This window comes from Phyllobacterium sp. 628 (genome assembly GCF_014189505.1).
Taxonomy (GTDB): domain Bacteria; phylum Pseudomonadota; class Alphaproteobacteria; order Rhizobiales; family Rhizobiaceae; genus Phyllobacterium.
In genome coordinates this window covers 2,102,565-2,125,811 of sequence record NZ_CP050301.1, presented here as the reverse complement: position 1 = coordinate 2,125,811, position 23,247 = coordinate 2,102,565, and the positions used below count along the sequence as shown (strand labels likewise).

The window sequence follows — 23,247 nt, the reverse complement described above, 5'->3', positions numbered from 1 at the left end:
GATACTCAAAATGTGTATGTTCAAAATAATCAGGAAAAATCGGTAAATCAATTCGACGCAGGTCGTACCCAGACTTTACTGTCATGGAATGCTGCGCCGCCATAGGGTGCTGATGCGTCCGATCCGGTCAGGACATTGATGCCCTCGCCGCGTTCAAAAGCTGAATTGCGGAACAGGCCTTCGGAGATTACGACGCCGCGCCTGACACCCGTGTGCAGGCGCGCGTGGACTACGACTTCACCGCGCTCATTGCCAATTTCAACGCGCATGTCCTCTTCGATACCAAGACCGGCAGCGTCTTCGGGATGGATCAGCAATTCAGGACGACGTTCCTTGGCAACTGACGTTGGTGTTTCGGCAAAGGTAGAATTGAGGAAATTGTGCGCTGGCGACGTTCCCAGCCGGAACGGATGCTTTTCATCCGCAACTTCAATTGCTTCCCAGTAGTCCGGCCATTGCGGCAGGGTTTCGAACGGTCCCTGTGTTCCCATGGATTGCGGCGGGCGGTTCGGCGAAGGGCTGCCGGTCCAATCCGGCTTGAACCGGAACTTGCCATCCGGCCAGCTGAAACCCTTTTCGTAGTGTGCCGTTTCATAGTCCGGCTGCACGTCAAGCCAGCGGGCTTCCTTGAGAACGTCGTAGCCCGGCAGGTTACTTGCCGTCATCATGTTGTCGATCAGCGTCTTCGCGTCGAGATCAAATCCCGGCATGTCACCAACACCAAGGCGTTTGGCCAACTCATTGATAACATAGAGGTTAGGTCGTGTTTCGCCGGGGCCATCGATTAGTTTCGGCCCAAGCACGATGTGCTGCTGACCGCCACCCCGATAAATATCGTCATGCTCCATGAACATGGTCGCGGGCAGCACCACATCCGCCATCTTGGCCGTATCGGTCATGAACTGCTCATGCACGACCATGAACAGATCCTCGCGCAGCATACCCTGTTTGATCAAGCGCTGCTGCGGTGCGACATTGGCTGGATTGGTGTTTTGCACCAGCATCGCCATGACGGGCGGGCCGCCATAAAGCGTATCCTTATCACCAGTCAGCGCGAGACCGATTTTGGACTGGTCAATATGACGGATCGAGGGATCGCTGAAAGCCCGGCCTTCAATCTCACGCTTGTCCATGCGGAAAATACCGGAATTGGAATGAAACGCGCCGCCGCCCTCATGTTTCCACGCGCCGGTCACCGCTGCGATACATAAGGCCGCGTGCATATTGACGGCGCCATTGCGCTGGCGCGTAAACCCATAGCCCAACCGGAAGAACGTCTTCTTCGTTGTGCCAACAAGGCGGGCAAATTCTTCGATTTCAGCGACCGACAGGCCGGTCAGAGCTGCTGCCCATTCCGGCGTCTTGTCGCGCAGATGCGCTTCCAGTCCCTCTGGATCGTCAGTGTAGGTATTGAGATAATCCCAATCCGCCAGCCCATCGCGGAACAGTACATGCATGACAGCGCAAGCCAGCGCGCCATCAGTTCCAGGCTTCAGCACAAGCCCGAGATCGGCCTGGCGAACCGTTGCATTTTCATAAATGTCGATGGCAACGATCTTGGCACCGCGTTCTTTACGGGCGCGCACCGCATGGGTCATCACATTGACCTGCGTAGCGGCGGCATTGGTACCCCAGATGACCACGCAATCCGACTTGGCCATTTCGCGCGGATCAACGCCGCCCAGCTTGCCGGTTCCGGCAAAGAAGCCGGTCCACGCCATATTGGTGCAGAAACTGTCGAACTGGTTCGAGTATTTTTTGGCGTGACGCAAACGGTGCATGGAATCACGCTGCACCAAGCCCATTGTGCCCGCATAGATATATGGCCAGATACTTTGCGAGCCATAATCCGCTTCAGCCTTGAGGAACCGCTCCGCTACAAGATCAAGTGCGGCATCCCAACTCGCCTCTTTCCAGACGCCCTCACCCTTCGCGCCAGCACGAATAAGCGGCTTCAGCAAGCGGTCGGGATGATGAATACGCTCGGCATAACGCGCAACCTTGGCGCAGATGACACCCGCTGTATAGGTATTTTCCTTGGCACCGCGCACACGGCCGATCTGACCGGAATCCAGAATTTCAACATCCAGCGCGCAGGTCGATGGACAATCGTGGGGACAGGCTGAATGGCCCGTGCGGAGGATAACGGCTTTGTTCATGGTCAATGCATAGCGCAGTTTAAGCGCCACTGAAATGCCCTCGATAGTACCCGGTTGCAATCAGGAGCGCGCGAAATGTCACGACGATGCTTGACGGGCGATCACCGGGTTGATACTTAAGCAAATACTTTAGTATCTTTAAGCAGTGTCTTTGAGCATGACCGGGAGGTTTGAAAATGTCGCTGAAACTCTATTTCCACCCACTATCTTCGTTCTGTCAAAAGGTGCTGACGGCGCTGTATGAGAATGGCACCGCCTTTGAACCCTGCATTGTCAATTTCATGGATGAGAAAGAAAGCGCGGATTTTGGTAAAATTTGGCCGATCCGCCAGTTTCCGGTTTTGCGCGACGAAGCCAGAGAACTAACAATTCCCGAATCCAGCATGATCATTGAACACCTCGCCCGGCATTACCCTGGAAAGGTGCAGCTTTTGCCTGACGATGCGGAACTGGCATTTGAAACGCGTCTCTATGACCGTTTCTTCGATCTGCACGTGCAGGTGCCAATGCAAAAAATCGTCACCGACAACTTCCGTCCAGAGGGCCAAAACGACGGGTTTGGTGTCGAAGAGGCCAAGCGGAAACTTACGACCGCTTATGGCATTCTGGAGCAACGTTTAAAAGGAAAGGAATGGGTGACCGGAGGCAATTATACAATGGCAGACTGCGCCGCGTCGCCCGCCCTTTTCTACGCCAATTTTGAGGTACCGATTGACAGTAACTACCCCAATCTATCGGCCTATCTGGACCGGCTCATGCATCGGCCGTCTTTTGCCCGCGCGGTAGAAGAAGCCAAACCCTATTTCGATCTGCGGCCGGAATAAGTTCAGGCGAGCCGCATCACGGCGGCACCTGCGGCAATCAAAGCCACGGCGACAAGGCGTTTGGCACCGATGTTTTCCTTGAGAACAAGCGCGGAAATGGCAACTGCGAAAAGAATGGACGTCTCGCGCAGAGCCGCAACAGCGGCAACGGGTGCCATGGTCATCGCCCACAAGGCGAGGCCATAAGAGCCAAGCGTACCGACGCCGCCAATGATTGCGAGCGGCACTCGGCGGATGAAATGTGGCCAGAGTTCGCCTTTGCGCATGACAATGGTCCACAGGAGTAATGGTATAGCGTTCAGGGCAAAAACCCACATTGTATAGGCCGCCGGCGCACCCGAATGGCGCACACCAAGTCCATCAATCAATGTGTAGGTGGCGATAACCAGCGCGTTCAGCAGCGCGAAGACAGTCGTCGCACGATTGGCACCAGCACGTCTGCGCGCCTCCAGCGCAAGAACCAGCACGCCGCAACAGATCACGGCAATGCCGGTCCATTTCTGGATTGAGAGGAATTCACCGACCAGTGGACCGCTGGCAATCGCCACGAACAGCGGCGCAGTGCCACGCATGATCGGATAGGCCTGGCTCATGTCCCCGCTGCGATAGGCGGCCGCGACGAGCGCCAGATAGACAAGCTGGACAATGCTTGAGCCAGCGAGATAAGGCCAGCTTTCGCGTGCCGGAGCGGACAAAAACGGCAGACAAAGAAGGGCAATCACTCCGGCTGCGGTGACCACGATAACCGTATTGAGGAACTTGTCGCCTTCCGATTTAACGACAGCATTCCAGCTCGCATGCAGAAAAGCTGCAAACAGCACGATGAGAACAACGGTTCCAGACATGATCAAATCCCGGCACGCCGGTTGTTTGCGTGCTCTATGCGCTCAATGACATATCTGGAAGGGATCGCAAGTTCGATAAACTGATGTTCAACATCAGAAGTTTACACAGCATTTATTGCATCGATAAAATTGGTAAGGCTTGCGGTCAACGCCGGACCAAATTCCGCATGTTTCGCAATGCCCTCACCGTCCAATTTTTTCCCCTTGAGCGGCAGCGTCAACGACGCATTGCTGACCACTCTTGCGGACATGGTCATCAGCACTTCCATTAGAAGAGGCGTTATGCGTTCCGAATGCGGTGACGTATTGATCAAGAATACCGGTTTTTCCGGAAATTCGACTGAAGACACCAGCCAGTCCAGCATATTCTTCAAACTGCCGGGTATTCCATGAGCATATTCCGGACTGGAAATGATCAGGCCATCCGCAGTGCCAATTGCTTTGCGCAAAGACAATATCTTTTGGGGCGGTTTAGGTCCGTCCAGATCCGGGTTGAATGGCGGTAAACCTGCCAAACCCTCATACATCGAGACACTCACGCCGGACGGTACAAGCTTTTGACATGCCTCAAGCACGGCCTTGTTGACGGAGACGGCACGCAGGCTGCCGGAAACAGCGAGAAGCTTTGTCATTGAATAACCCTTGAGAGACAGGTCTGGGAGAGGGAATCAACTTGAGGAACCAGCATAGCATTGAGACGCTTGCGATAGCGCGAACATCGTGAAACAAGCTGTTTTATGAACTACCGTCACGCCTATCACGCCGGCAATTTTGCCGACGTTATCAAACATATCATTCTCACGCGGATCATCCTTTATCTGCAGCGGAAGGATCAGGCTTTTCGTGTCGTTGATACCCATGCGGGTGTCGGGCGCTACGATCTGCATGGTACTGAAGCTGGCAAGACAGGCGAATGGCAAAGCGGGATCGGGCGTATGCTTGACACCAAATTTGATGCCAATGTTGCCGATCTGATCAAGCCCTATCTGCACATTGTCCGTGCTGAAAACACGGATGGTGCGATACGTCATTATCCCGGTTCGCCAATGATCGTGCGGCATCTTTTGCGCCGTCAGGATCGTCTTTCGGCACTGGAACTACATCCATATGATGCAAAAATGCTCGCCGCGCTGTTTGAAAGCGACGTTCAGGTGAGAGTAATACCACTTGATGGCTGGCTCGCTCTCGGCGCGCATCTGCCGCCAAAGGAAAAACGCGGCCTTATTCTGGTCGACCCACCTTTTGAGGTGGCGGGTGAGTTCGACCGCATGGTCGAAGGACTCATAAAAGCCTACAAGCGATTTTCCGGCGGCACCTATGCATTGTGGTACCCGGTCAAGGACTTGCCGGAAATCAAGCGCTTTGTTTCTGCCCTGCATGCGACAGGCATTCCTAAAATCCTGCGCACGGAGCTGATGATTCGCGGCCCTTCACAGGAGCCACGACTTGATGGCAGCGGCATGATCATCGTCAACCCGCCTTTTACGTTGGAAGCTGAGTTGCGAACACTTTTACCCGCGTTGTCGAAAGTCCTCAGTGACGGACAGAATGCTGGTTTCCTTCTCGATTGGATACGCGGCGAGCAAGTTGGTGCTTGACCGCGGGCATTGGCTGTTCGACATTGGTCGCATATTGATACCTCATGGAGAGTGACCCTATGGCACGCGTTTCCACCCTTCTCGCCACAACACTTGGCGCAGTTCTAGCAATTTCGTCGGTCGCACCGGCTTTCTCGGCCGATTATCTCGAGCAGGCACCCACTCAGCAATATGACGATACATGCGGCAAGTCGGGCGTACTCAACCGCATTGTCAGCCGGTTCTCCTATCAGGTGCATCACGTACCGGGGCTGGAACAAGTCGCCATCAAGGATTTCAGCAACGTTCAGCAGCAGCGCTATGAGCCCAGCGCCGATCCGCAGATGTCAGCCGTTGCACGGCATTATTGCCAGGCCACTGCGCATCTTTCAGACGGCAACCAGCGTCCGGTCTGGTATGTGGTCGAAGAAGGTCAGGGTTTTGCTTCCATCGGCAATAATGTCGAATTCTGCGTTGCCGGTTTCGACCGCTGGAACGTCTATAATGGCGCATGCCGCAGCCTGAAATAAGCCGGCACGTTCGATGTTGATCGGTCGACTGGCCCGGTTTGCCCTGATTGCGGCATTGCTGGGCCTGTCGATTCTGACATATTGGCGCGAACAACAGCCACGGGAGAACGTGGCAACAGAAGCTGTTCCAGTAGCAACTCCAACAAGTGAGCGGCAATCATCAAGCAGCACATCATCCGCTGTGCCGATTGGCAGCGGTTTTGACTTCTATGTCCTCTCCCTGTCCTGGTCTCCCAGCTACTGCGCGGCAGAGGGATCAAACGCCAACAGGCAACAATGTTCGACCGGCCGGCCATACGGCTTTGTTGTGCATGGGCTCTGGCCGCAATATGAACAGGGCTATCCGCAGGATTGTGAAAGCGAAGAGCCACGCGATGTGCCGTTCTCTCAGGCAAAACAACTATCGGATATTATGCCATCGGCCGGGCTTGTGACCTATGAGTGGCGCAAGCACGGGATTTGTACCGGACTGAACCAAAAGGACTATTTTTCCGTGATGCGGCAGGCAGTTGCCCGCGTCTCCATTCCTTCCGCCTACCGGCAGCCAACCCAGCGGGCACCGGTTAATCCGCAAGTCATCGAACAGGCTTTTGTTGCTGCTAATCCCGGGCTCAGTGCCGCGGGCGTTGCAGTTACCTGCGACAGGGATTTTCTGCGCGAAGTTCGCGTTTGCCTGACAAAAGATCTGCAGTTTCGCGATTGCCCGGAAGTCGATCGTTCATCATGCCGCAAGCGTTCGGTCGATATGCCGGGAGCACAGTAGGTTCGGCTGCATAAGAGTGGTGCGAGGTTTGAACGCTTTGCTAAAATCCCGCAGAGGTTTACCGTCCGGCATCGAATCGTAATGTCAGTGGAGCGTCATCGTGACGAAAGTTCTCTATTCCCCCGCCTCGCCTTACAGCACCAAGGTCCGCATGGCCGCCCACTATGCCGGAATGCCGGTTGAAAGCGTGCTGGTCGACACCAATTCGGCACCGGCGGAATTGATCAACGCTAATCCGCTGGGCAAGATTCCCACATTAATATTGGACGACGGCAAAGCACTGCATGACAGCCGCGTCATCACCCAATACCTCAACCGTATTTCCGGCAACAAGATTTTTCCGCGCAATCCGGAAAAACGCCTCGAAGCAGAGCAACTGGAGTCCATCGCGGACGGGCTATGCGATGTCTTGCTGGCACATGTTTATGAACGGCGTTTTCATCCGGAAGAAAAAATCCACCAGCCTTGGCTCGACTGGCAGTGGACGAAGGCAATCCGTGTTCTGGATCATCTGAATGCGGCACCCCCACGTCTTGGCAAGAAACTGCATGGCGGCCACATCGCGCTTGCGGCGGCCCTTGCCTATGCAACGTTACGATTTGAAGGCAAATGGGAAAAGGGCCGTTCAAAATTGAAGCGCTGGCAGAAGCGGTTCGAAGAACTGCATCCTGAATTGGCCGCCCTGCTGCCAAAGTAAAATTTGAGCAATAAAAAAGCCGGACAGTTTCCTGTCCGGCTTTTTTTGGAGGTCAAGACTAGATTAGAACTTGTAGCCTACACCAACACGAACTTCGTTCGTGGTGATCTTGTTCGATACGCTGTCGAGGCCGCCGAGATCATAGTCCTTCTTACCAAAGTCGGTGTAGCGGTATTCAACGCGACCAACGATGTTCTGAGTGATCTTGGCTTCTGCACCGGCACCGGCTGTCCAGCCGACGTGAGTCTTGCTTTCGCTGCCGAGAGGACCGGAGAGCTTGCTATCGGTAAGAGCAACACCGCCTGTACCGTAGAGCAGGACCGGGTCAAGAGCGATACCGGCACGGGCACGGACTGAGCCTTCAAGACCCTGCTTTGCCTTGTAACCGAAATTGCTTTCCTTAGCGCCGGAATAACCGAGGTCAGCTTCCGCACCATATACGAACTGGCCGTTCTGGAGGTTGTAGCCGCCGTAAGCGCCACCCTTCAGGCCATCGGCATTCAACTTGCCGGCATCTGTCTTGTTCTTGTTCCAGCCGTAGCCACCGTAAACACCGAGGTAAGCGCCGGACCAATCAGCCTGAGGCGCCTGGTATGCAGCTTCAGGCGCAGGAGCCTGCTCGGTGATGATGTCAGCAGCGAGAACTGGGGCAGAGAGCGTCAGCACAGCCGCCGAAGCGAGGATCATTGTCTTAAGAGTGCGCATGGCAATCTCCTTGTTTATAAACTCTTTTACACGGAGCGGGCACTGGCCGGGGATATAGACCAAATAAGCGTCCGCTGAACGAGACAAACAATGGCCGGTCATTGTGGCGGCACTTGCGCCGGAGTGTGGAAAGAAACTGTCGAGAAAATGGCAGAAATGCGATGTGTTTTTTATGCAACATCTCGAATTTCCAAACCATTTCAATAGGATAAAAATAACCCAACAAAATAGAATTCGTTCAATATTTCGATAAATTTTATTGCAAAGTGGCAATTATCCCGACTCCAATATAGTATACTTAACCATTACTTAAACTGTTCATTCTTCTTGACCCCTCAGCGATTTTTCTGACGCTATACGTACTTTTAGGCAACGAAACCCAACCAACAGCAACGAATGACTATGTTACCGCATTTGTCAGCACACCCGCCGTCCTACCCTCGCGCTTTTCGCTGATCGCACCTATATTCCCCCAGTGAATCACAGCATCAGGGAGAGTCGCTTGCACACGGATAAGACAGTTGTTCTTGTAACGGGCGGCGCAAAGCGCGTTGGCAAAGCGATTGTTGAAAATCTGGCTGCCGACGGATTTGCCGTGGCGATTCACTGCAATCATTCGCTTGATGAAGGCGAAGCGCTGCTGAAAACAGTGGTTGCCACGGGTGGTACGGCCGTGCTGGTCCAGGCAGATCTCACAAACAGCGATGCGGTACGTCGCCTCGTTGGCAGCACGCAAGATGCGCTCGGACCGGTGCAGATTCTTGTCAATAATGCTTCGATCTTTCACGAAGATGGGTTTGGTTACTTTGATGATGAGCGATGGGACCGGCATTTTACAATGCATGTAAAAGCGCCGGTCTTATTGGCGGATGCGATGCAATCTGCCCTGCCCGAAGGCCAAAATGGGCTCATCGTGAATATTGTTGATCAACGCGTCTGGAAACTGACGCCGAAATTCATCTCCTACACGTTGTCAAAAGCGGCTATGTGGACCGCAACCCAAACGATGGCGCAGGCGCTTGCCCCGCGTATACGCGTCAACGCGATAGGTCCCGGCCCCACTTTGCAGGGCGAGCGTCAGGAGAAAGCCGATTTCCAACGGCAAATCGACGGTCTTCTGTTGAAACGAGGTCCCGATCTGGCAGAATTCGGCAACACGATCCGCTATCTCTGGCAGAACCAGTCCATTACCGGACAAATGATTGCTTTGGATGGCGGGCAGCATCTGGCATGGGAGACGCCGGATGTCACAGGAATGGCAGAATGAGCAAGACTTCTAATCATCAATCAATCGATCTGGTACAACCTCTTTCTGTAGATGCGGATGAGGTTGATATCGATGTCGCTGGTGAGGATGAAGACACTGTTAAAATTGATAATAGTGAGCCGATCCGTGACCTCGCTGCGCTGATCGGTGCGATCGAGTGGGATTCAAGTATCGAAAGTGACGGGACCAGCGGCGCCGATGTTATCGCCGAACTGGTCAAGCGTCTGCCGAATAAACCCGGTGTCTATCGCATGTTCAATCAGGACGGCGTTGTGCTGTATGTGGGTAAAGCCCGCAGCCTGAAGAAGCGTGTTTCGAATTATGCGCGCGGACAGGGACACAACAATCGTATCGCTCGGATGATCCGCGAAACCATGAAAATGGAATTTGTGGTCACGCGCACCGAAACCGAAGCCCTGCTTCTGGAAGCGAATCTGATCAAGCGTTTACGGCCGCGCTTTAACGTATTGATGCGGGACGATAAGTCGTTTCCCTACATTCTGCTGACAGCTCCAAAACAGACGGATCGCCGTCTCGCTCCCGGTATTTTCAAGCACCGGGGCGCGCGATCATCAAAAGGCGATTATTTCGGCCCCTTCGCTTCCGCGGGCGCGGTTGGACGCACTATCAACGCCTTGCAGCGCGCCTTTCTGCTGCGGACCTGCACGGATTCATTTTACGAGAACAGGACGCGTCCCTGCCTGCTCTATCAGATCAAGCGTTGCTCCGGTCCGTGCACCGGCGAAGTCAGCGAAGCTGATTACAATGAACTTGTAACCGAAACAAAAGCCTTTCTTTCCGGCAAGAGCCAGGCGGTGAAGACACATTTGGCGGATGCCATGCGCGAAGCATCCGCGGAGCTCGACTTTGAACGCGCCGCCGTCTATCGCGACCGTCTTTCGGCGTTGTCGCATGTTCAGTCGCATTCGGGGATTAATCCGCAATCAGTTGAAGAAGCTGATGTCTTCGCCATCTATCAGGACGGTGGCACCACCTGTATTCAGGTCTTCTTCTTCCGGACTGGGCAGAACTGGGGCAACCGCGCCTATTATCCCAAAGCCGATTCATCCCTTTCGACTGCCGAGGTTCTGGGTGCGTTTCTGGCGCAGTTTTACGACGACAAGCCCTGCCCTTCATTGATCATGTTATCGGAAACGGTAGAAGATCAGGAACTGCTGGGTGTGGCGCTGACGGCCAAATCGGACAAGAAAGTCACCATCACAGTTCCACAGCGCGGCGAGAAGAAGGAATTGGTCGAGCATGCGCTCAGCAATGCGCGTGAAGCGCTTGGCCGCCAGCTTGCCGAAACCTCTTCGCAATCGCGCCTTCTCAAGGGTGTGGCCGAAACGTTCGGCCTGGAGAAGACGCCGCGCCGTATTGAAGTTTACGACAACTCCCACATCATGGGCACCAATGCCATTGGCGGGATGATCGTCGCGGGTCCGGAAGGTTTTGTCAAAAACCAGTACCGCAAGTTCAACATCCGCTCGACCGACATCACGCCTGGCGACGATTTCGGCATGATGCGCGAAGTGATCGAGCGGCGCTTTAGCCGGCTGGTGAAGGAACATGGCACCCCTGAGAGCAAGGATGTGCCGGAGACCGACAGCGAGATTGACGAATTTGACGATGATTCCGACGCGTTTCCAGCATGGCCGGACATTATCCTGATCGACGGCGGTCAGGGACAGATGAGTGCCGTTCGGGGCATCCTGCAGGAAATGGGGCTTTCCGATAAGGTAACAGCCATCGGCGTCGCCAAAGGTGTCGACCGGGATGCGGGCCGCGAGCGGTTTTTCATCGAAGGCAAACAGGCTTTCACCTTGCCGCCGCGTGATCCGGTTCTCTACTTCCTGCAGCGTCTGCGCGACGAGGCCCACCGGTTTGCTATTGGCACACACCGTGCCAAGCGCAAAAAGGAAATGATCAAGAATCCGCTGGATGAAATTGCCGGTATTGGCCCATCGAGAAAGCGGGCTCTCCTTCATCAATTTGGTACTGCGAAGGCGATATCACGGGCCGCTGTCGAAGATTTGATGAAGGTGGACGGTATCTCGGAAGCAATGGCCATTACAATTCGCGATCATTTCCGTACTTAACATTGGAACCGGCGTACTTACTTATTGATAACGGGACATAATTGCGCCTGACTCCACGACGATGAGCTTGACGTTTGATGGACAAGCCCGTTTGATCGGCACTGATTTGATTGGTTGGAAATATGCCCAAGAACAACGCCTACTCTTTGCCGAATTTATTGACTTACGGACGCATCCTTGCGGTTCCGCTGGTGGTTCTGTGTTTCTTTCTGGAGGGCAGCTTGCAATCGAGCGACGCGGCCCGTTGGGGTGCACTTGTAATCTTTGCGATTGCCAGCATCACCGACTTCTTTGACGGCTACCTCGCGCGCATCTGGAAACAGACCTCGACCATTGGCCGTATGCTTGATCCCATTGCTGACAAGCTGCTGGTTTCGGCATGCCTGTTGTTGCTGGCTGCGGACGGAACAATCGCCGGCTGGACGCTGTGGGCGGCAATTATCATTCTTTGCCGCGAAATTCTGGTTTCCGGTCTGCGTGAATATCTGGCTGAACTGAAGGTCAGCGTTCCAGTCAGCCAGTTGGCAAAATGGAAGACAACCATCCAGATGTTTGCCGTGGCTATTCTGCTTGCTGGCCCGGCTGGCGACAAAGTCATACCTTATACGACGCAATTCGGCATCGCTCTTTTGTGGATCGCGGCTTTGGTCACGCTTTATACGGGCTGGGACTATTTCCGCGCCGGTTTGAAACATGTGGTAGACTAAGGTCATGACCAAGCTTGTCTATTTCGCGTGGGTACGTGAGCGCATTGGTAAAGGCGAGGAAGAAATCGAGCTTTCCCCGTCGATTGTTACTGTTGACGATTTGCTGAGCCACCTCAAGACACGCGGCGAGGAATATGAAGCAGCGCTGGAATATCAGGATGTTATCCGCGTTGCCATCAATCAGGAACATGTTGATCACAAGACACCCATCCGTGGCGCGCACGAGATTGCCTTGTTCCCGCCCATGACCGGCGGTTGAGCTGAAATGGCCAAAATCGATCCGCTTATTCTGATCCAGAGCGACGATTTCGATACTGCGGCCGAAATTGCCCGGCTGACGAGCAGCCGTCATGACATTGGCGCCGTCGTCACCTTCAGCGGCCTGTGCCGCGACGAGGCAGGCACCCTCTCCGCGCTTGAAATTGAACACTATCCCGGCATGGCATCCTCTGAAATTGGTAGAATTGCCGACGAGGTTCTGGAGCGCTGGACGTTGACGGGGCTTACCGTCATTCACCGCTATGGCATGATCCGGCCCGGCGAGAATATTGTGCTTGTTGTTGCAGCCTCGGCGCACCGCAGCGCGGCGTTTGAGGCAGCCTCCTTTCTGATGGATTACCTGAAAAATGCCGCTCCGTTCTGGAAGAAAGAACATCTTGCCAATGGCGCAACCAGCACATGGGTTGAAGCCAAGACCACCGACGCGGATGCGTTGAAACGCTGGCAGCTGCAAAAATGAGACGCCTCGCCATCTTCTCGCTGGTTATTGGATTTATTGGCGTCATTGCTCTGTTCGTGCTGTCATTTTCAGCGCGCAGCGCGGAGCGAACGCCCATTCTAACAGATGCGAGCTGGCTGGCTGAAGACATTAACGGCGGCGGCGTGATTGATTTTGCCCAGACGACGCTAACCATCAATCGTGATGGATCGGCCATCGGCTCCGGCGGTTGCAATCACTTCCGGACAAAGGCAGCTTTGAAGAAACAAAAACTCCGTTTCAAAGCCGTGGCAGCAACCCGCATGGCCTGCGCCCCTGCCCTGATGAATCAGGAGCAGAAATTCTTTGCCGTGCTGGAACGAACCCGTTCGTTTGCCATCATCGAGGGCAAGTTGTTCCTGCGTGACAAGGCAGGCAAATCAATCGCCCGGCTGACACGTCAGAACTGATTTCAGCTTCGTCAGAATACAAAAAAGCCGGGACATGCCCGGCTTTTTCATTGGATGTGTCGAGCCTATCAGCCAACAACTTCGGTGCCGGAGAACCAGTAAGCGATTTCTTCCGCAGCGGTTTCAGGTGCATCCGAACCGTGAACCGAGTTTTCACCGATCGACAGAGCAAATGTCTTGCGGATCGTGCCTTCGTCAGCATTGGCCGGGTTGGTTGCGCCCATGACTTCGCGGTTGCGTGCAATGGCGTTTTCGCCTTCCAGAACCTGAACGATGGTTGGAGCAGAGGACATGAATTCAACGAGTTCGCCGAAGAAAGGACGTTCCTTGTGAACTGCGTAGAAGCCTTCAGCTTCGCGGCGGCTCATCCAGACGCGCTTGGAAGCAACAACACGAAGACCAGCCTCTTCCAGCTTCTGTGTGATGGCACCGGTAAGGTTACGACGCGTTGCGTCGGGCTTGATCATCGAGAAAGTGCGTTCAATCGCCATGGAATAATACCTTGTCATTAGGAGAATTGGATGGCGGCTCTATACCGTCAGGCGGCTCCTTTGCCAAGGGGCGGGAGCAAGAAACAGGGCAATCATATTTCGAGCTGCATCCCCATGGCGCGTGGTTCGACAAGCTCACCATGAGGGAAAGCGTAGCTGCAAGGCTCATCGGGAATATTGCAGGATATGGCTCCCTGCAATCCTCACTCTCCCTCATGGTGAGCTTCCTGAGCTTGTCGAAGGGCGAACCACGCACTCTGTTCGGGCAACTCACTATTCGTCACTAGGCAGCGCTGATCTCGCGGGCAATACCGCCGTGCAAATCAAGGCAACGCTCGAACCAGTCATAAACCGGATCTTTCTCATCCAGCAGCTTGAAGGGCGTCAGTACACGCACCCATTGAAATGCACCGAACACGATATAATCGCTGAACAATGGGCCTTCGCCGCCAATGAACGGCTGTGAAAGCAGCATCTTGCGCATAGGTTCGAGGCTCTTGGTGAATGCGTCATGTCTGGCGTCGCGTTCAGCCGCAACGTCCTCAAGCGGGCGCCCGAAGATTTTCTCACGGCTCTCGCGAAAATAGGCCTTGTTCGGCTCATCGAGAATATCATGCACGGGCATGAGGATGACCACGTTGATATACGGATGGAGGGTCATCTGTGACCAGCCTTCAACGAAACGGGCCATGGCGCGGCCACCCTCACCTTTGAACAGCGATGGCCGGTCCGGATAAGCGTCTTCAAGATAAAGCGCAATCTCGAACGAATCTGTTACGCACTTGTCGCCGTCGCGAATGATGGGAACCTTGGGCGAAAATGCACCTTCGAGCTCGGGAATGCCTCTGAACGATACACGGTTACGATTGAACGGAAGGCCCTTGTGCGCCAATGACATGACGGTTTTCCAGCAATGCGGGCTGAATGGACGGTTCATATCCGTACCAACGAGCTCGTGCAGAATGATTCCCATGGAAAGACGTCCTTGTTCCGATATTATGGCAACAAGACTGACTCATTCCCGCAGAAAGTCAATTTGATGGAACAGCATTTTCGCATGCTTGCGGCTTATAACCGCTGGGCGAATGAACGGTTGTATGAAGCCGCTCTTGCACTTGATGACGAAGCATATCGCCGCGACATGGGTGCCTTCTTCAAATCCATGCATGGAACGCTCAATCATCTCCTTGTCGCGGATCGCATCTGGCTGCATCGCTTCACCGGTGAAGGTGATGCGCCGAGGGCGCTCGACACTATCCTGTTCGAAAATTGCAATGAATTGCATACAGCGCGGATGAAGGAAGACGCCCGACTGATTAAATGGGTCAATCATCTGGATAGCAATGACATCGCCGGGCGCTTTACCTACACAACGATCAGCGACATGCGCACGATTAGTCAGCGCATTGCGCCTGCCCTTGCCCATATGTTCAATCATCAGACACACCACCGGGGGCAGGCCCACACCATTCTGACGGCACTCGGCGTTTCTGCACCTTCCCTCGATCTGATGCACTTCCAGAGAACGGAAGAAGGCAGGCCCTACGCTTGAGTATTGCATGAACAGCGTGCGTGGTTCGACAAGCTCACCATGAGGGAGAGGGAAGATTGCAAGGAGCTGCTTTCCGCGGCGGCGCCGATTGGCTTTGCAGCTACAATCACCCTCATGGTGACCTCGTCGAACCACGCACACTATTTTTGCAATCCATCATCATGCAATTATCGCTATCAACTCCAAGCACCGCTTGCGAAATGTGCATTTCCCGTGCAAAAGCGCGGCCATGCTTATTCTCAACGATATATCCGTGCGTATGGCCGGACGTCTGCTGATTGATCACGCCAACCTGAATCTGCCATCCGGCACGAAGGCAGGTCTGGTCGGACGCAATGGCGCAGGCAAATCAACACTGTTCAAAGTGATCACGGGAGAACTGCCGGCAGAAACTGGCGACTTCTTCCTGCCGAAGAACATCCGCATTGGTCAGGTGGCGCAGGAAGCGCCCGGAACCGAAGATTCCCTGATCGAAATCGTGCTTGCTGCCGATCTGGAGCGCACTGCGCTTTTGGCTGAAGCAGAAACAGCCACCGATCCCCACCGGATCGCTGAGATCCATATTCGTCTCGTTGATATCGATGCCCACTCCGCCGAAGCGCGGGCCGGTGCCATCCTTTCCGGTCTTGGGTTTGATTCCGGGGCGCAGAAGCGTCCCGCTTCATCTTTTTCGGGCGGCTGGCGCATGCGTGTGGCTCTGGCTGCGGTGCTGTTTGCGGAACCCGACCTGCTGCTGCTCGACGAGCCAACCAACTATCTCGATCTGGAAGGCACGTTGTGGCTGGAAGATTACGTGCGGCGCTATCCGCACACGGTTATCCTCATCAGCCATGATCGCGACCTGTTGAATTCCGCCGTCAATTCGATCGTGCACCTTGAACAGACAAAGCTGACGCTTTGGCAGGGTAATTATGACCAGTTCGAGCGGTTGCGCAGCGAAGCGCTGGAATTGCAGCAGAAGCAGCGCACCAAGCAGGAAGCACACCGCAAGCACATGGAGGCGTTCGTTGAGCGTTTCCGTGCCAAGGCGTCAAAGGCCAAGCAAGCGCAGTCACGCCTGAAAGCCCTGCAGAAGCTGAAGCCGATTTCCTCTGTTATCGAAGACCACGTGCAGCCCTTCCACTTTCCGGAACCGGAAAAGGTCGTGGCTTCGCCAATCATCGCCGTTGAAAGTGGTGAAGTTGGCTATACGCCCGGCAAGCCTGTGCTCAAGCAGCTTAATTTCCGTATCGATGCCGATGACCGGATTGCACTACTCGGCTCGAACGGTAACGGTAAATCCACACTTGCCAAACTGATCAGTGGCCGTCTGCCCCTGCAAAATGGCCGTATGACCGTTGCGCCCAACCTGAAGATTTCGTTCTTTGCCCAGCATCAGCTTGACGATCTGATACCGGAAGACAATGCCATTGAGCATGTGCGCAAACTGATGCCGGAAGCGCCGGAATCCAAGGTGCGCGCACGCGTCTCGCAAATGGGACTTGCCACGGTCAAGATGAATACGGCCGCCAAGGACCTTTCCGGTGGTGAGAAAGCGCGGTTGCTGATGGGTCTTGCAACCTTCCAGGGTCCCAACCTGCTCATTCTCGATGAGCCGACCAACCATCTGGATATCGACAGCCGCGAAGCCCTGATGCATGCCCTGAACGATTTCGACGGCGCTGTGATCCTGATTGCCCACGACAGGCACTTGATCGAGGCAACCATGGACCGGCTTTGGCTGGTGCGTGACGGCGGGGTTGCGCCTTACGATGGCGATCTCGATGCTTACCGCTCACTGGTTCTGGCGGATGCCAAGGCCGAGCGATCCGGCAACAGCAAGATATCTGTCGATGAAGGCCAGAAGCTGACCAAGGCCGAGCAGCGCAAGCTCTCAGCGCAAAAGCGCGAAGCCCTGAAGCCGTTGCAGAAAAAATTCAGGAAGCTGACGCCATGGTGCAGCGTTTCCAGAAGAAGATTGAATCCTTGCAGGATCAACTGTCCGATCCGATCATTTACAGCCGTGAGCCTGCCAAGGCGACACAGATCGGTAAGGAAATTGGTTATGCGAAATCCTCTCTCGCCCGGGCGGAAGAGGAATGGCTGACGCTTTCGACGGAATATGAAGAAGCGATGGCCGACCTCTAGGAATCGCAAGAGAGGGGATTTGCAGGTCGAAATCCTCCCCTCTCCTGGATTTTCCGAGAGCTTGGCCATGCGGGCCCTCGAAATATTGCTCCGCCGTCAATGCACGGCGGAGATATCGTCAAAGCCCGGACAGGTCTGTTGCCAGTATTGTTTTCCGGCGCATTGGCAAGGCAAACACCGCGATCAGGCCAGCAAGGCCGATCATTGTCGAGACAGCGAAGATCGTCATTGTCGCGTTGCGTAATGCCTCCGCACTTTCCGCCTGCGGATAGTTGACGGAATTCGCAACCAAACCTGCCACGGCTGCACCGATCGCGTAACCGGCCGATTGCAATGTGGGGAGTAGCGCCGATGCCCGGTCACGCTCGCCTTCTTTCGCGGCTTCCATGACGGTCTGGCTCAAAAAGCCCCAGCTTATGCCAAATCCAGCGCCGATGCTCATCTGGCCAGCAAGAACGACCAGCGGCAGATCAGCCGAGAAGCCGAGAACGAGCACCCCCAGACCTGTGACCAGCAATGTCGGCCCAAAGCGGATCATCCAAGAGCGCCGGCGCGGGTCCTGCACATTTGCAACGAGAATGGCAATCGTGCTCCAGGCGACGGCAAAGCTCGCACTGAAAGCACCAGCCATGGTCGGACCGTACCCCCAGAGATTCTGCAGCGTCATGACCAGATAGACAGAGGTCGATGCCTGAGCCACTGGCATAAGCAATACGACCCACAGACCGATCCCGACAGTTGAGGTCAGGGAGAATGCATCGGATGGAAAGAGCGGTATGCGGCTACGCCGGTCCACCAGCACGACAACGGCGAGAACTATGGCAGCTGCGGCAACAAACAATATTTCCATCGACAATGTCTGCATGATGCTGGCAAGCGCCACGAGCATGATCCCACCGCCAATGGCTCCCAGACGCAGGAACGGCACTGACAATCCCTCTACAAGGTTGGTTGAACGCGGCACGATCCTGAAAACGAGCGCAATGAAGATCAATGCCATCGGTACGTTGACGAGGAAAGCCGCGCGCCAGGACACAGTCTCGGTCAGGATACCAGCCACGAGTGGTCCGCCAAACGCAGCGACCGCCCAGACCACGGCTTCTGCGCCAAACACCTTGGCCACAAGCCTTGATGGAAAAAGGTCGGGGATGAGTGCGTAACATATAGCGGCGATGACACCCTCACCTATGCCCTGCAAGGCACGGCCGATCAGCACTTCGGTCATTGATGAAGCGAATGCTGCGATTAATGTTCCGGCGAGAAACACCAGAGCTGCTCCTACAAGCGCCCGGCGCGGCCCGAGCCTGCCTTTCAGCAGCGCACCACTGGCACCCCCGACAATGGAGAGCACAAGATAGAGTGTGAATGCCCACGAAATGAGCTGCAACCCGCCGATCTCACGCACCGCCGTTGGCAAGGACGTAGAAACAAGAAATCCGTTGAACGCAAACAGCGCCACGCCAAGGCAAAGGGTTGTCGTCGCGGCTGAGAATTGCGGACTGATCAGTTCGGACCACCGGCCATCGCCGGTTGTTTCCTGGGGGTCATGCATGGTGTCACCTTAATTAAACAAGTTTTGTATTTTTATATTCTGCCCAATAAAATAAGCAATGGCTTTTTAAAAACATTCTCGTTATTCTCACAATATGCAAGATCGCACGACAAACCGCATGCTCTATTCGCTCAAGGTCAGCGGAACGCAGACAGCTGCATCGCTGGCGGATCGCCTCGGCATTACTTCGGTAGCAGTGCGTCAGATGCTCGGACGGCTGCACGAAGACGGTCTGGTGGACTTTGAGGACAGCCGCGAGTCGGTCGGCCGGCCAAAGCGTTTCTGGCATTTGACCGAGAGCGGCAACCGGCAATTCCCTGATAATCACGCGGTGCTGACGACCGATATTCTGGCTTCGGTTTCTGCGGTGTTTGGCAAAGAAGGTCTGGACCGGCTGATTTCACACCGTGAGGCAGCAACGCTCAATCACTATCGGAACGAATTGGCTGGGGTAAACACCATTGAAAAACGTGTCGAGCGGCTGGCGGAAATACGTTCAGCTGAAGGCTATATGGCGGAGACAGCCCGCGACGGTGATGGTGCTTTTGTCCTCATCGAAAATCATTGCCCGATCTGCGTGGCAGCCAAAGCATGCCAAAATCTTTGCCGTTCCGAGCTTGATGTATTTCAGGCGGCCTTGGGACCGGATATCGAAATCAAACGGTTTGAGCATATTCTGAAAGGCGCCCGGCGTTGCGCCTATCGCATCACCGAGAAGAAATCGGATGATTCTCAGCTGGTAATGAGGCTGTAAAGCATCGGGCTGAGATATGTCTTCCCGACACGCCAGTAGTCGCGCATGGGTCCCCCCCTCGCATTGAAAGCCCAGCCGCTCGGCCAGCCTGATTGATGCTGTATTATCCGGATGGATAATTGCAGTGATGCGATGCGCTTTGAGATTTGCCACACAATGTTCGATGAGCGCCTGAACTGCCTCCGTCATCAGCCCTCGCCCATGCCACTCACGGCGCAGGATATAGCCAATCTCCAAGCGGTGATTGCTGACCTCGCGGTGATGGTAGTTGACCATACCGATGCACTCGCCACTGTTTTTGTCGGCGACAGCCCAGGCAATGGAGTCGTATGGCGACGTTGTCTTGGTGAGAAGGCGCAAACAGCGGCGTGTTTCTTCAATGGTTTCACAGGCGGTGAAACCCCAATATCGGGTCAACTGCTCGTCCCCGAGGCAGGCATGCAGACCCGCCTCATCCCGAGAGTCGAACTGGCGCAAGGTCAAACGCGGTGTGATCAGCGTCGGGCAAGAGCTGGATGAGTGTGCCATCACCGGCCCCATTTGGGTGGAGGCGGCATGTCAGGTGTCGCAATCCTGCGCCTGCGGCCAAGACGGATCAGGCCAAAAAGGCTGACCGCAATCATGGTGAGGCCTGCCGGTATAATGCGTTTGTCCACCGTGGCAGCGCCTTTCCGCAGAACCACATCAACCTGCGCTACCTCAAGGCCATCAACATCGCCCGGCCCGATCGCGATTGTATAGTCACCGGCTTCTACCGGATCGATATCGCCGATCCTGTCGCGATAGACGCGTGGCCCTTGCGGTGATCCGCGGTTGGTCGCCTTTGCATCGGCATAAGAAAGTGTTTTGACCAGCACATCCTTGCCGCCACGCGTGACAATCGAGGTCAATGCTGTACGCCCTTCGGCCGGAATGAAACTGCGCAGCGGTTGCATATCCGCAAAAATCCGAACCGGTCCATCGCTCGCCTTCAACGGCACGGTAACAGGCTTATACGGACCGGGTCGATCAAAGACCCGCCATGAGCCTATCTCCACACCGGAAAAATTGTAGACGTACCAAGGGTATCCAATACCAAGCCCAACACCCGCAATCAAAAGCAGCAACAACAGCTTGCGCATGGTTCAGGCCTTCTTTTCCCAACGGCCCTCGGCATTCTGCTGCCAATAGGTCAGCGCATGCCCTTGCGCCTTCAGAAGCTTCCATTGCGCGCGCGCCTGTTCCAGCTGCTGCTGATCATGACCGTCAAACATCAGGACAAGCCGCTCATAGGATTCGACGTTTGCCGGTTCCGCACCATCAACCAGAAAGCGTACCGTCGCTCCATTCGGGTTGCCCTCGCCTGTCGTCAGGATAACAGGCTGTTCCGCCGGATGCGGTTCCTGATCTGTGGCATGGGCAAGAAAGGAAGCATCCGACCAGGTCCACAGATGATTATCCAGCGTATCGCGCCGTTCTTCCGATCCGGTCTGAATGACGACTTTCCATTGGCGGCTGAGCGAACGCTCGACCAGACCCGGCAGAGCACTCTCCAGGGTCGATTCGGTCAGGTGATAGAAGAGGATATCAGTCATTGTCGCCTGTCAGGTGAGCTTCGCGTCGTCCGTTATCGACTTGAAAGCACTGTTACGCCGGAGCGACGCCAGATACAATTATCCGGCATCGCCTTAAACTGGCTGATATCAGCCTTCGAAATTATCGTGGACCAGCCGGTCAAGCAGACGAACACCGAAGCCGGACGCCCAAGACTGGCTGTATTCCGTTGCTGGAGCCCCCATGGCTGTGCCAGCAATATCGAGATGCGCCCAAGGGGTTTCGCCAACAAAGCGCTTGAGGAACTGGGCAGCGATGATAGCGCCGCCATAACGGCCGCCAATATTCTTCATATCGGCGTTCTTGGTGTCAATCAGCTTGTCATAGTCAGGACCAAGCGGCATGCGCCACAACTTTTCACCCGTGGACTGGCCGGCGTCAAACAATTGTCCTGCAAGCGTGTCGTCATTGGAAAACAGGCCTGCATGATGGAGACCCAACGCGACCATGATTGCTCCGGTCAGCGTGGCGAGATTGATCATGAACTTCGGATTGAAGCGTTCATTGCAATAGTAAAGCGCATCTGCAAGCACGAGACGGCCTTCCGCATCGGTGTTGAGCACTTCGATAGTCTGACCCGACATGGAGGTTACAATGTCGCCCGGCCGCTGTGCATCGCCGTTGATCATGTTCTCAACGAGCCCAACAACACCCACAACATTCACTTTGGCCTTGCGCGTTGCCAGTGTGTGCAAAAGGCCGGTGACGGCTGCCGCGCCACCCATATCGCCCTTCATTTCCTCCATGCCCGCCGCCGTCTTGATGGACAGACCGCCGGAATCGAACACTACGCCCTTCCCGACAAAAGCAATCGGCGCATCTTTGCCCTTGCCGCCCTGCCATTCCATGATGGCGAGGCGTGCCGGACGTGCGGAACCCTGCGCCACTCCGAGCAGCGAGCCCATGCCGAGCTTCTTCATATCCTTCTGATCAAGGATTTCGACTTTGACGTCCAGCTTCTTCAGCTCTTCGATTTGTTCGGCAAATTCGATCGTTCCAAGAATGTTGGCAGGCTCATTGACGAGATCACGGGCGAGAATGACGCCTTCCGCTACAGCTTCGGCATGGGCAAAGGCCTTCTTTGCCGCATGGGGATCAGCAACGAGAATAGTGATCTTGGCTGAGGACTTTTCAATCGAGGCGTTTTCGGTGGGCTTGCCCTTTTTTGTTTTGTATTTATCGAAACTATAGGCGCGAAGGAGAACACCCAAGGCAAAATCCGCAGCGTTTTCGGCTGAAACGTCACCGCCCGGCAAAGCAAGAACGACAGAGACATGTTTCGCCTTGCCGATTTTTGAGAATGCTGCACCACCAATTTTGAGCCAGTCATCAGCCTTCAACTTGGCTGGATCGCCAGTACCCACAAGCACAAGACGCTCAAGTTGCGTGTCAGCAGGCGCAATCGTGCTCAGGCCTGCGGCAAGTTTTCCCTTGAAATCCGAGACATCAATGATACGCGACAGCAATGCATGCCCGACCACAGATTCGGCTTCGGCGGCAGCTTTGCCTTCAGCGGCCAAAAGCAATACTGCGGTTCCCTCTTCAACGGCGGCGAACTTAGCAAAACTGATGGATGGGCGTTTAGACATGATATCTCCACATTGAACAAATTGTGACTTCCTTATTCATCGCAGTTGATGAATGAAGTGAATAATGACGATGACCGTTTGCTAACACCTTGTTAACCAGCTTTCTTCGCCTATTTTTAGCCAAGCCTGACTAGATTGAACATATAACGGGTTCGTCCCATAGTGCGGCAAAATAATGCCATGGATCCCATGGCATAAATCAAAGGTCGGTCATTCGTGAGCGGCAAGTCGACAAACAAGGTGGCGGAA

Annotated in this window: 23 protein-coding genes and 2 pseudogenes; 14 read left to right on the top strand and 11 right to left on the bottom strand. The window is 54.8% G+C overall.

The features are described from left to right. Window positions 1-47: 47 nt before the first annotated feature. On the bottom strand, window positions 48-2,159 hold the full coding sequence (locus HB779_RS12035) for a molybdopterin oxidoreductase family protein (RefSeq protein WP_188345899.1): 2,112 nt from the start codon (window positions 2,157-2,159) through the stop codon (window positions 48-50). Window positions 2,160-2,335: 176 nt separating this feature from the next. Between HB779_RS12035 and HB779_RS12030 the strand changes: the two genes are divergently transcribed. Continuing rightward, window positions 2,336-2,983: a glutathione S-transferase family protein gene (locus HB779_RS12030; RefSeq protein WP_188342635.1), complete on the top strand. Its 648-nt coding sequence runs from the start codon at window positions 2,336-2,338 to the stop codon at window positions 2,981-2,983. Between the two features lie 2 nt (window positions 2,984-2,985). Here the strand turns inward: HB779_RS12030 and HB779_RS12025 are convergent, their stop codons facing one another. Continuing rightward, window positions 2,986-3,828, bottom strand: a complete 843-nt coding sequence (locus HB779_RS12025; protein WP_188342634.1) for a DMT family transporter — start codon at window positions 3,826-3,828, stop codon at window positions 2,986-2,988. A gap of 101 nt (window positions 3,829-3,929) precedes the next feature. Further along, window positions 3,930-4,460, bottom strand: a complete 531-nt coding sequence (locus HB779_RS12020) for an NADPH-dependent FMN reductase (protein WP_188342633.1) — start codon at window positions 4,458-4,460, stop codon at window positions 3,930-3,932. Between the two features lie 105 nt (window positions 4,461-4,565). Between HB779_RS12020 and HB779_RS12015 the strand changes: the two genes are divergently transcribed. From HB779_RS12015 to HB779_RS12000, 4 genes are all read left to right on the top strand, one after another. Further along, a complete protein-coding gene (locus tag HB779_RS12015; protein ID WP_188342632.1) occupies window positions 4,566-5,426 on the top strand; it encodes a 23S rRNA (adenine(2030)-N(6))-methyltransferase RlmJ in 861 nt (286 codons plus the stop codon). 59 nt (window positions 5,427-5,485) lie between these two features. Then, the gene (locus tag HB779_RS12010; RefSeq protein ID WP_188342631.1) at window positions 5,486-5,935 is read left to right on the top strand and encodes a hypothetical protein; all 450 of its coding nucleotides are present in this window, start codon (window positions 5,486-5,488) and stop codon (window positions 5,933-5,935) included. Between the two features lie 13 nt (window positions 5,936-5,948). Then, window positions 5,949-6,698 (top strand): ribonuclease, encoded by a 750-nt coding sequence (locus HB779_RS12005; protein ID WP_188342630.1) that lies wholly within the window; start codon window positions 5,949-5,951, stop codon window positions 6,696-6,698. Window positions 6,699-6,798: 100 nt separating this feature from the next. Next, the gene (locus HB779_RS12000; RefSeq protein WP_188342629.1) at window positions 6,799-7,395 is read left to right on the top strand and encodes a glutathione S-transferase; all 597 of its coding nucleotides are present in this window, start codon (window positions 6,799-6,801) and stop codon (window positions 7,393-7,395) included. A gap of 63 nt (window positions 7,396-7,458) precedes the next feature. Here the strand turns inward: HB779_RS12000 and HB779_RS11995 are convergent, their stop codons facing one another. Further along, on the bottom strand, window positions 7,459-8,100 hold the full coding sequence (locus tag HB779_RS11995) for an outer membrane protein (RefSeq protein ID WP_188342628.1): 642 nt from the start codon (window positions 8,098-8,100) through the stop codon (window positions 7,459-7,461). Between the two features lie 502 nt (window positions 8,101-8,602). Here HB779_RS11995 and HB779_RS11990 point away from each other — a divergent pair. The 6 genes from HB779_RS11990 (at window position 8,603) to HB779_RS11965 (ending at window position 13,340) form a co-directional block, all read left to right on the top strand. After that, the gene (locus HB779_RS11990; protein WP_188342627.1) at window positions 8,603-9,367 is read left to right on the top strand and encodes an SDR family oxidoreductase; all 765 of its coding nucleotides are present in this window, start codon (window positions 8,603-8,605) and stop codon (window positions 9,365-9,367) included. After that, window positions 9,364-11,466 (top strand): excinuclease ABC subunit UvrC, encoded by a 2,103-nt coding sequence (gene uvrC / locus HB779_RS11985; protein ID WP_244642354.1) that lies wholly within the window; start codon window positions 9,364-9,366, stop codon window positions 11,464-11,466. The genes HB779_RS11990 and uvrC overlap by 4 nt, the downstream gene beginning before the upstream one ends. 122 nt (window positions 11,467-11,588) lie before the next feature. Beyond that, window positions 11,589-12,173 (top strand): CDP-diacylglycerol--glycerol-3-phosphate 3-phosphatidyltransferase, encoded by a 585-nt coding sequence (pgsA, locus tag HB779_RS11980; RefSeq protein ID WP_188342625.1) that lies wholly within the window; start codon window positions 11,589-11,591, stop codon window positions 12,171-12,173. Window positions 12,174-12,177: 4 nt separating this feature from the next. Continuing rightward, the gene (gene moaD, locus HB779_RS11975; protein ID WP_188342624.1) at window positions 12,178-12,432 is read left to right on the top strand and encodes a molybdopterin converting factor subunit 1; all 255 of its coding nucleotides are present in this window, start codon (window positions 12,178-12,180) and stop codon (window positions 12,430-12,432) included. A gap of 6 nt (window positions 12,433-12,438) precedes the next feature. After that, entirely contained in the window at window positions 12,439-12,912 is a 474-nt protein-coding gene (locus HB779_RS11970; protein ID WP_188342623.1) for a molybdenum cofactor biosynthesis protein MoaE, read from the top strand. Further along, window positions 12,909-13,340, top strand: a complete 432-nt coding sequence (locus HB779_RS11965; RefSeq protein ID WP_188342622.1) for an META domain-containing protein — start codon at window positions 12,909-12,911, stop codon at window positions 13,338-13,340. Before HB779_RS11970 ends, HB779_RS11965 begins: the two co-directional genes overlap by 4 nt. 68 nt (window positions 13,341-13,408) lie before the next feature. Here the strand turns inward: HB779_RS11965 and ndk are convergent, their stop codons facing one another. Both ndk and HB779_RS11955 read right to left on the bottom strand, forming a co-directional pair. After that, a complete protein-coding gene (ndk, locus tag HB779_RS11960; protein ID WP_077114036.1) occupies window positions 13,409-13,831 on the bottom strand; it encodes a nucleoside-diphosphate kinase in 423 nt (140 codons plus the stop codon). Between the two features lie 283 nt (window positions 13,832-14,114). After that, the gene (locus HB779_RS11955; RefSeq protein ID WP_188342621.1) at window positions 14,115-14,804 is read right to left on the bottom strand and encodes a glutathione S-transferase family protein; all 690 of its coding nucleotides are present in this window, start codon (window positions 14,802-14,804) and stop codon (window positions 14,115-14,117) included. Window positions 14,805-14,870: 66 nt separating this feature from the next. Here HB779_RS11955 and HB779_RS11950 point away from each other — a divergent pair, with 66 nt between their 5' ends. Both HB779_RS11950 and HB779_RS11945 read left to right on the top strand, forming a co-directional pair. Next, window positions 14,871-15,383, top strand: a complete 513-nt coding sequence (locus HB779_RS11950) for a DinB family protein (RefSeq protein ID WP_188342620.1) — start codon at window positions 14,871-14,873, stop codon at window positions 15,381-15,383. A gap of 229 nt (window positions 15,384-15,612) precedes the next feature. After that, window positions 15,613-17,510 (top strand): annotated as a pseudogene (locus HB779_RS11945) (ABC-F family ATP-binding cassette domain-containing protein). A 118-nt stretch (window positions 17,511-17,628) separates the two neighbouring features. Here HB779_RS11945 and HB779_RS11940 read toward each other — a convergent pair. Beyond that, complete coding sequence (locus HB779_RS11940) at window positions 17,629-19,062, bottom strand: MFS transporter (protein ID WP_188342619.1); 1,434 nt, start codon at window positions 19,060-19,062, stop codon at window positions 17,629-17,631. Window positions 19,063-19,180: 118 nt separating this feature from the next. Here HB779_RS11940 and HB779_RS11935 point away from each other — a divergent pair, with 118 nt between their 5' ends. Continuing rightward, window positions 19,181-19,816: a metalloregulator ArsR/SmtB family transcription factor gene (locus HB779_RS11935; RefSeq protein WP_244642353.1), complete on the top strand. Its 636-nt coding sequence runs from the start codon at window positions 19,181-19,183 to the stop codon at window positions 19,814-19,816. 111 nt (window positions 19,817-19,927) lie between these two features. On the opposite strand, the pseudogene HB779_RS25730 reads toward HB779_RS11935, so the two are convergent. From HB779_RS25730 to HB779_RS11915, 4 genes and pseudogenes are all read right to left on the bottom strand, one after another. Further along, window positions 19,928-20,344, bottom strand: a pseudogene (locus HB779_RS25730) (GNAT family N-acetyltransferase); the annotation flags it as partial. After that, window positions 20,344-20,937, bottom strand: a complete 594-nt coding sequence (locus HB779_RS11925; protein ID WP_188342617.1) for a hypothetical protein — start codon at window positions 20,935-20,937, stop codon at window positions 20,344-20,346. The gene HB779_RS11925 and the pseudogene HB779_RS25730, both read right to left, overlap by 1 nt. A gap of 3 nt (window positions 20,938-20,940) precedes the next feature. After that, a complete protein-coding gene (locus HB779_RS11920; RefSeq protein WP_188342616.1) occupies window positions 20,941-21,390 on the bottom strand; it encodes a DNA polymerase III subunit chi in 450 nt (149 codons plus the stop codon). 108 nt (window positions 21,391-21,498) lie between these two features. Further along, complete coding sequence (locus HB779_RS11915; protein ID WP_188342615.1) at window positions 21,499-22,998, bottom strand: leucyl aminopeptidase; 1,500 nt, start codon at window positions 22,996-22,998, stop codon at window positions 21,499-21,501. Window positions 22,999-23,247 lie beyond the last annotated feature (249 nt).

What these genes read in the sequence shown, in the direction of transcription:
- HB779_RS11935 (WP_244642353.1), top strand. Translation starts at nt 19,181, where the DNA reads ATGCTCTATTCGCTCAAGGTCAGCGGAACGCAGACAGCTGCATCGCTG.
- HB779_RS11965 (WP_188342622.1), top strand. Translation starts at nt 12,909, where the DNA reads ATGAGACGCCTCGCCATCTTCTCGCTGGTTATTGGATTTATTGGCGTC.
- HB779_RS12035 (WP_188345899.1), bottom strand. Translation starts at nt 2,159, where the DNA reads ATGAACAAAGCCGTTATCCTCCGCACGGGCCATTCAGCCTGTCCCCAC.
- HB779_RS12010 (WP_188342631.1), top strand. Translation starts at nt 5,486, where the DNA reads ATGGCACGCGTTTCCACCCTTCTCGCCACAACACTTGGCGCAGTTCTA.
- ndk (WP_077114036.1), bottom strand. Translation starts at nt 13,831, where the DNA reads ATGGCGATTGAACGCACTTTCTCGATGATCAAGCCCGACGCAACGCGT.
- pgsA (WP_188342625.1), top strand. Translation starts at nt 11,589, where the DNA reads ATGCCCAAGAACAACGCCTACTCTTTGCCGAATTTATTGACTTACGGA.
- HB779_RS12015 (WP_188342632.1), top strand. Translation starts at nt 4,566, where the DNA reads ATGAACTACCGTCACGCCTATCACGCCGGCAATTTTGCCGACGTTATC.
- HB779_RS11970 (WP_188342623.1), top strand. Translation starts at nt 12,439, where the DNA reads ATGGCCAAAATCGATCCGCTTATTCTGATCCAGAGCGACGATTTCGAT.
- HB779_RS12020 (WP_188342633.1), bottom strand. Translation starts at nt 4,460, where the DNA reads ATGACAAAGCTTCTCGCTGTTTCCGGCAGCCTGCGTGCCGTCTCCGTC.
- HB779_RS11925 (WP_188342617.1), bottom strand. Translation starts at nt 20,937, where the DNA reads ATGCGCAAGCTGTTGTTGCTGCTTTTGATTGCGGGTGTTGGGCTTGGT.
- HB779_RS12030 (WP_188342635.1), top strand. Translation starts at nt 2,336, where the DNA reads ATGTCGCTGAAACTCTATTTCCACCCACTATCTTCGTTCTGTCAAAAG.
- HB779_RS11920 (WP_188342616.1), bottom strand. Translation starts at nt 21,390, where the DNA reads ATGACTGATATCCTCTTCTATCACCTGACCGAATCGACCCTGGAGAGT.
- HB779_RS11950 (WP_188342620.1), top strand. Translation starts at nt 14,871, where the DNA reads ATGGAACAGCATTTTCGCATGCTTGCGGCTTATAACCGCTGGGCGAAT.
- moaD (WP_188342624.1), top strand. Translation starts at nt 12,178, where the DNA reads ATGACCAAGCTTGTCTATTTCGCGTGGGTACGTGAGCGCATTGGTAAA.
- HB779_RS12025 (WP_188342634.1), bottom strand. Translation starts at nt 3,828, where the DNA reads ATGTCTGGAACCGTTGTTCTCATCGTGCTGTTTGCAGCTTTTCTGCAT.
- HB779_RS12005 (WP_188342630.1), top strand. Translation starts at nt 5,949, where the DNA reads ATGTTGATCGGTCGACTGGCCCGGTTTGCCCTGATTGCGGCATTGCTG.
- HB779_RS11995 (WP_188342628.1), bottom strand. Translation starts at nt 8,100, where the DNA reads ATGCGCACTCTTAAGACAATGATCCTCGCTTCGGCGGCTGTGCTGACG.
- uvrC (WP_244642354.1), top strand. Translation starts at nt 9,364, where the DNA reads ATGAGCAAGACTTCTAATCATCAATCAATCGATCTGGTACAACCTCTT.
- HB779_RS11940 (WP_188342619.1), bottom strand. Translation starts at nt 19,062, where the DNA reads ATGCATGACCCCCAGGAAACAACCGGCGATGGCCGGTGGTCCGAACTG.
- HB779_RS11955 (WP_188342621.1), bottom strand. Translation starts at nt 14,804, where the DNA reads ATGGGAATCATTCTGCACGAGCTCGTTGGTACGGATATGAACCGTCCA.
- HB779_RS11915 (WP_188342615.1), bottom strand. Translation starts at nt 22,998, where the DNA reads ATGTCTAAACGCCCATCCATCAGTTTTGCTAAGTTCGCCGCCGTTGAA.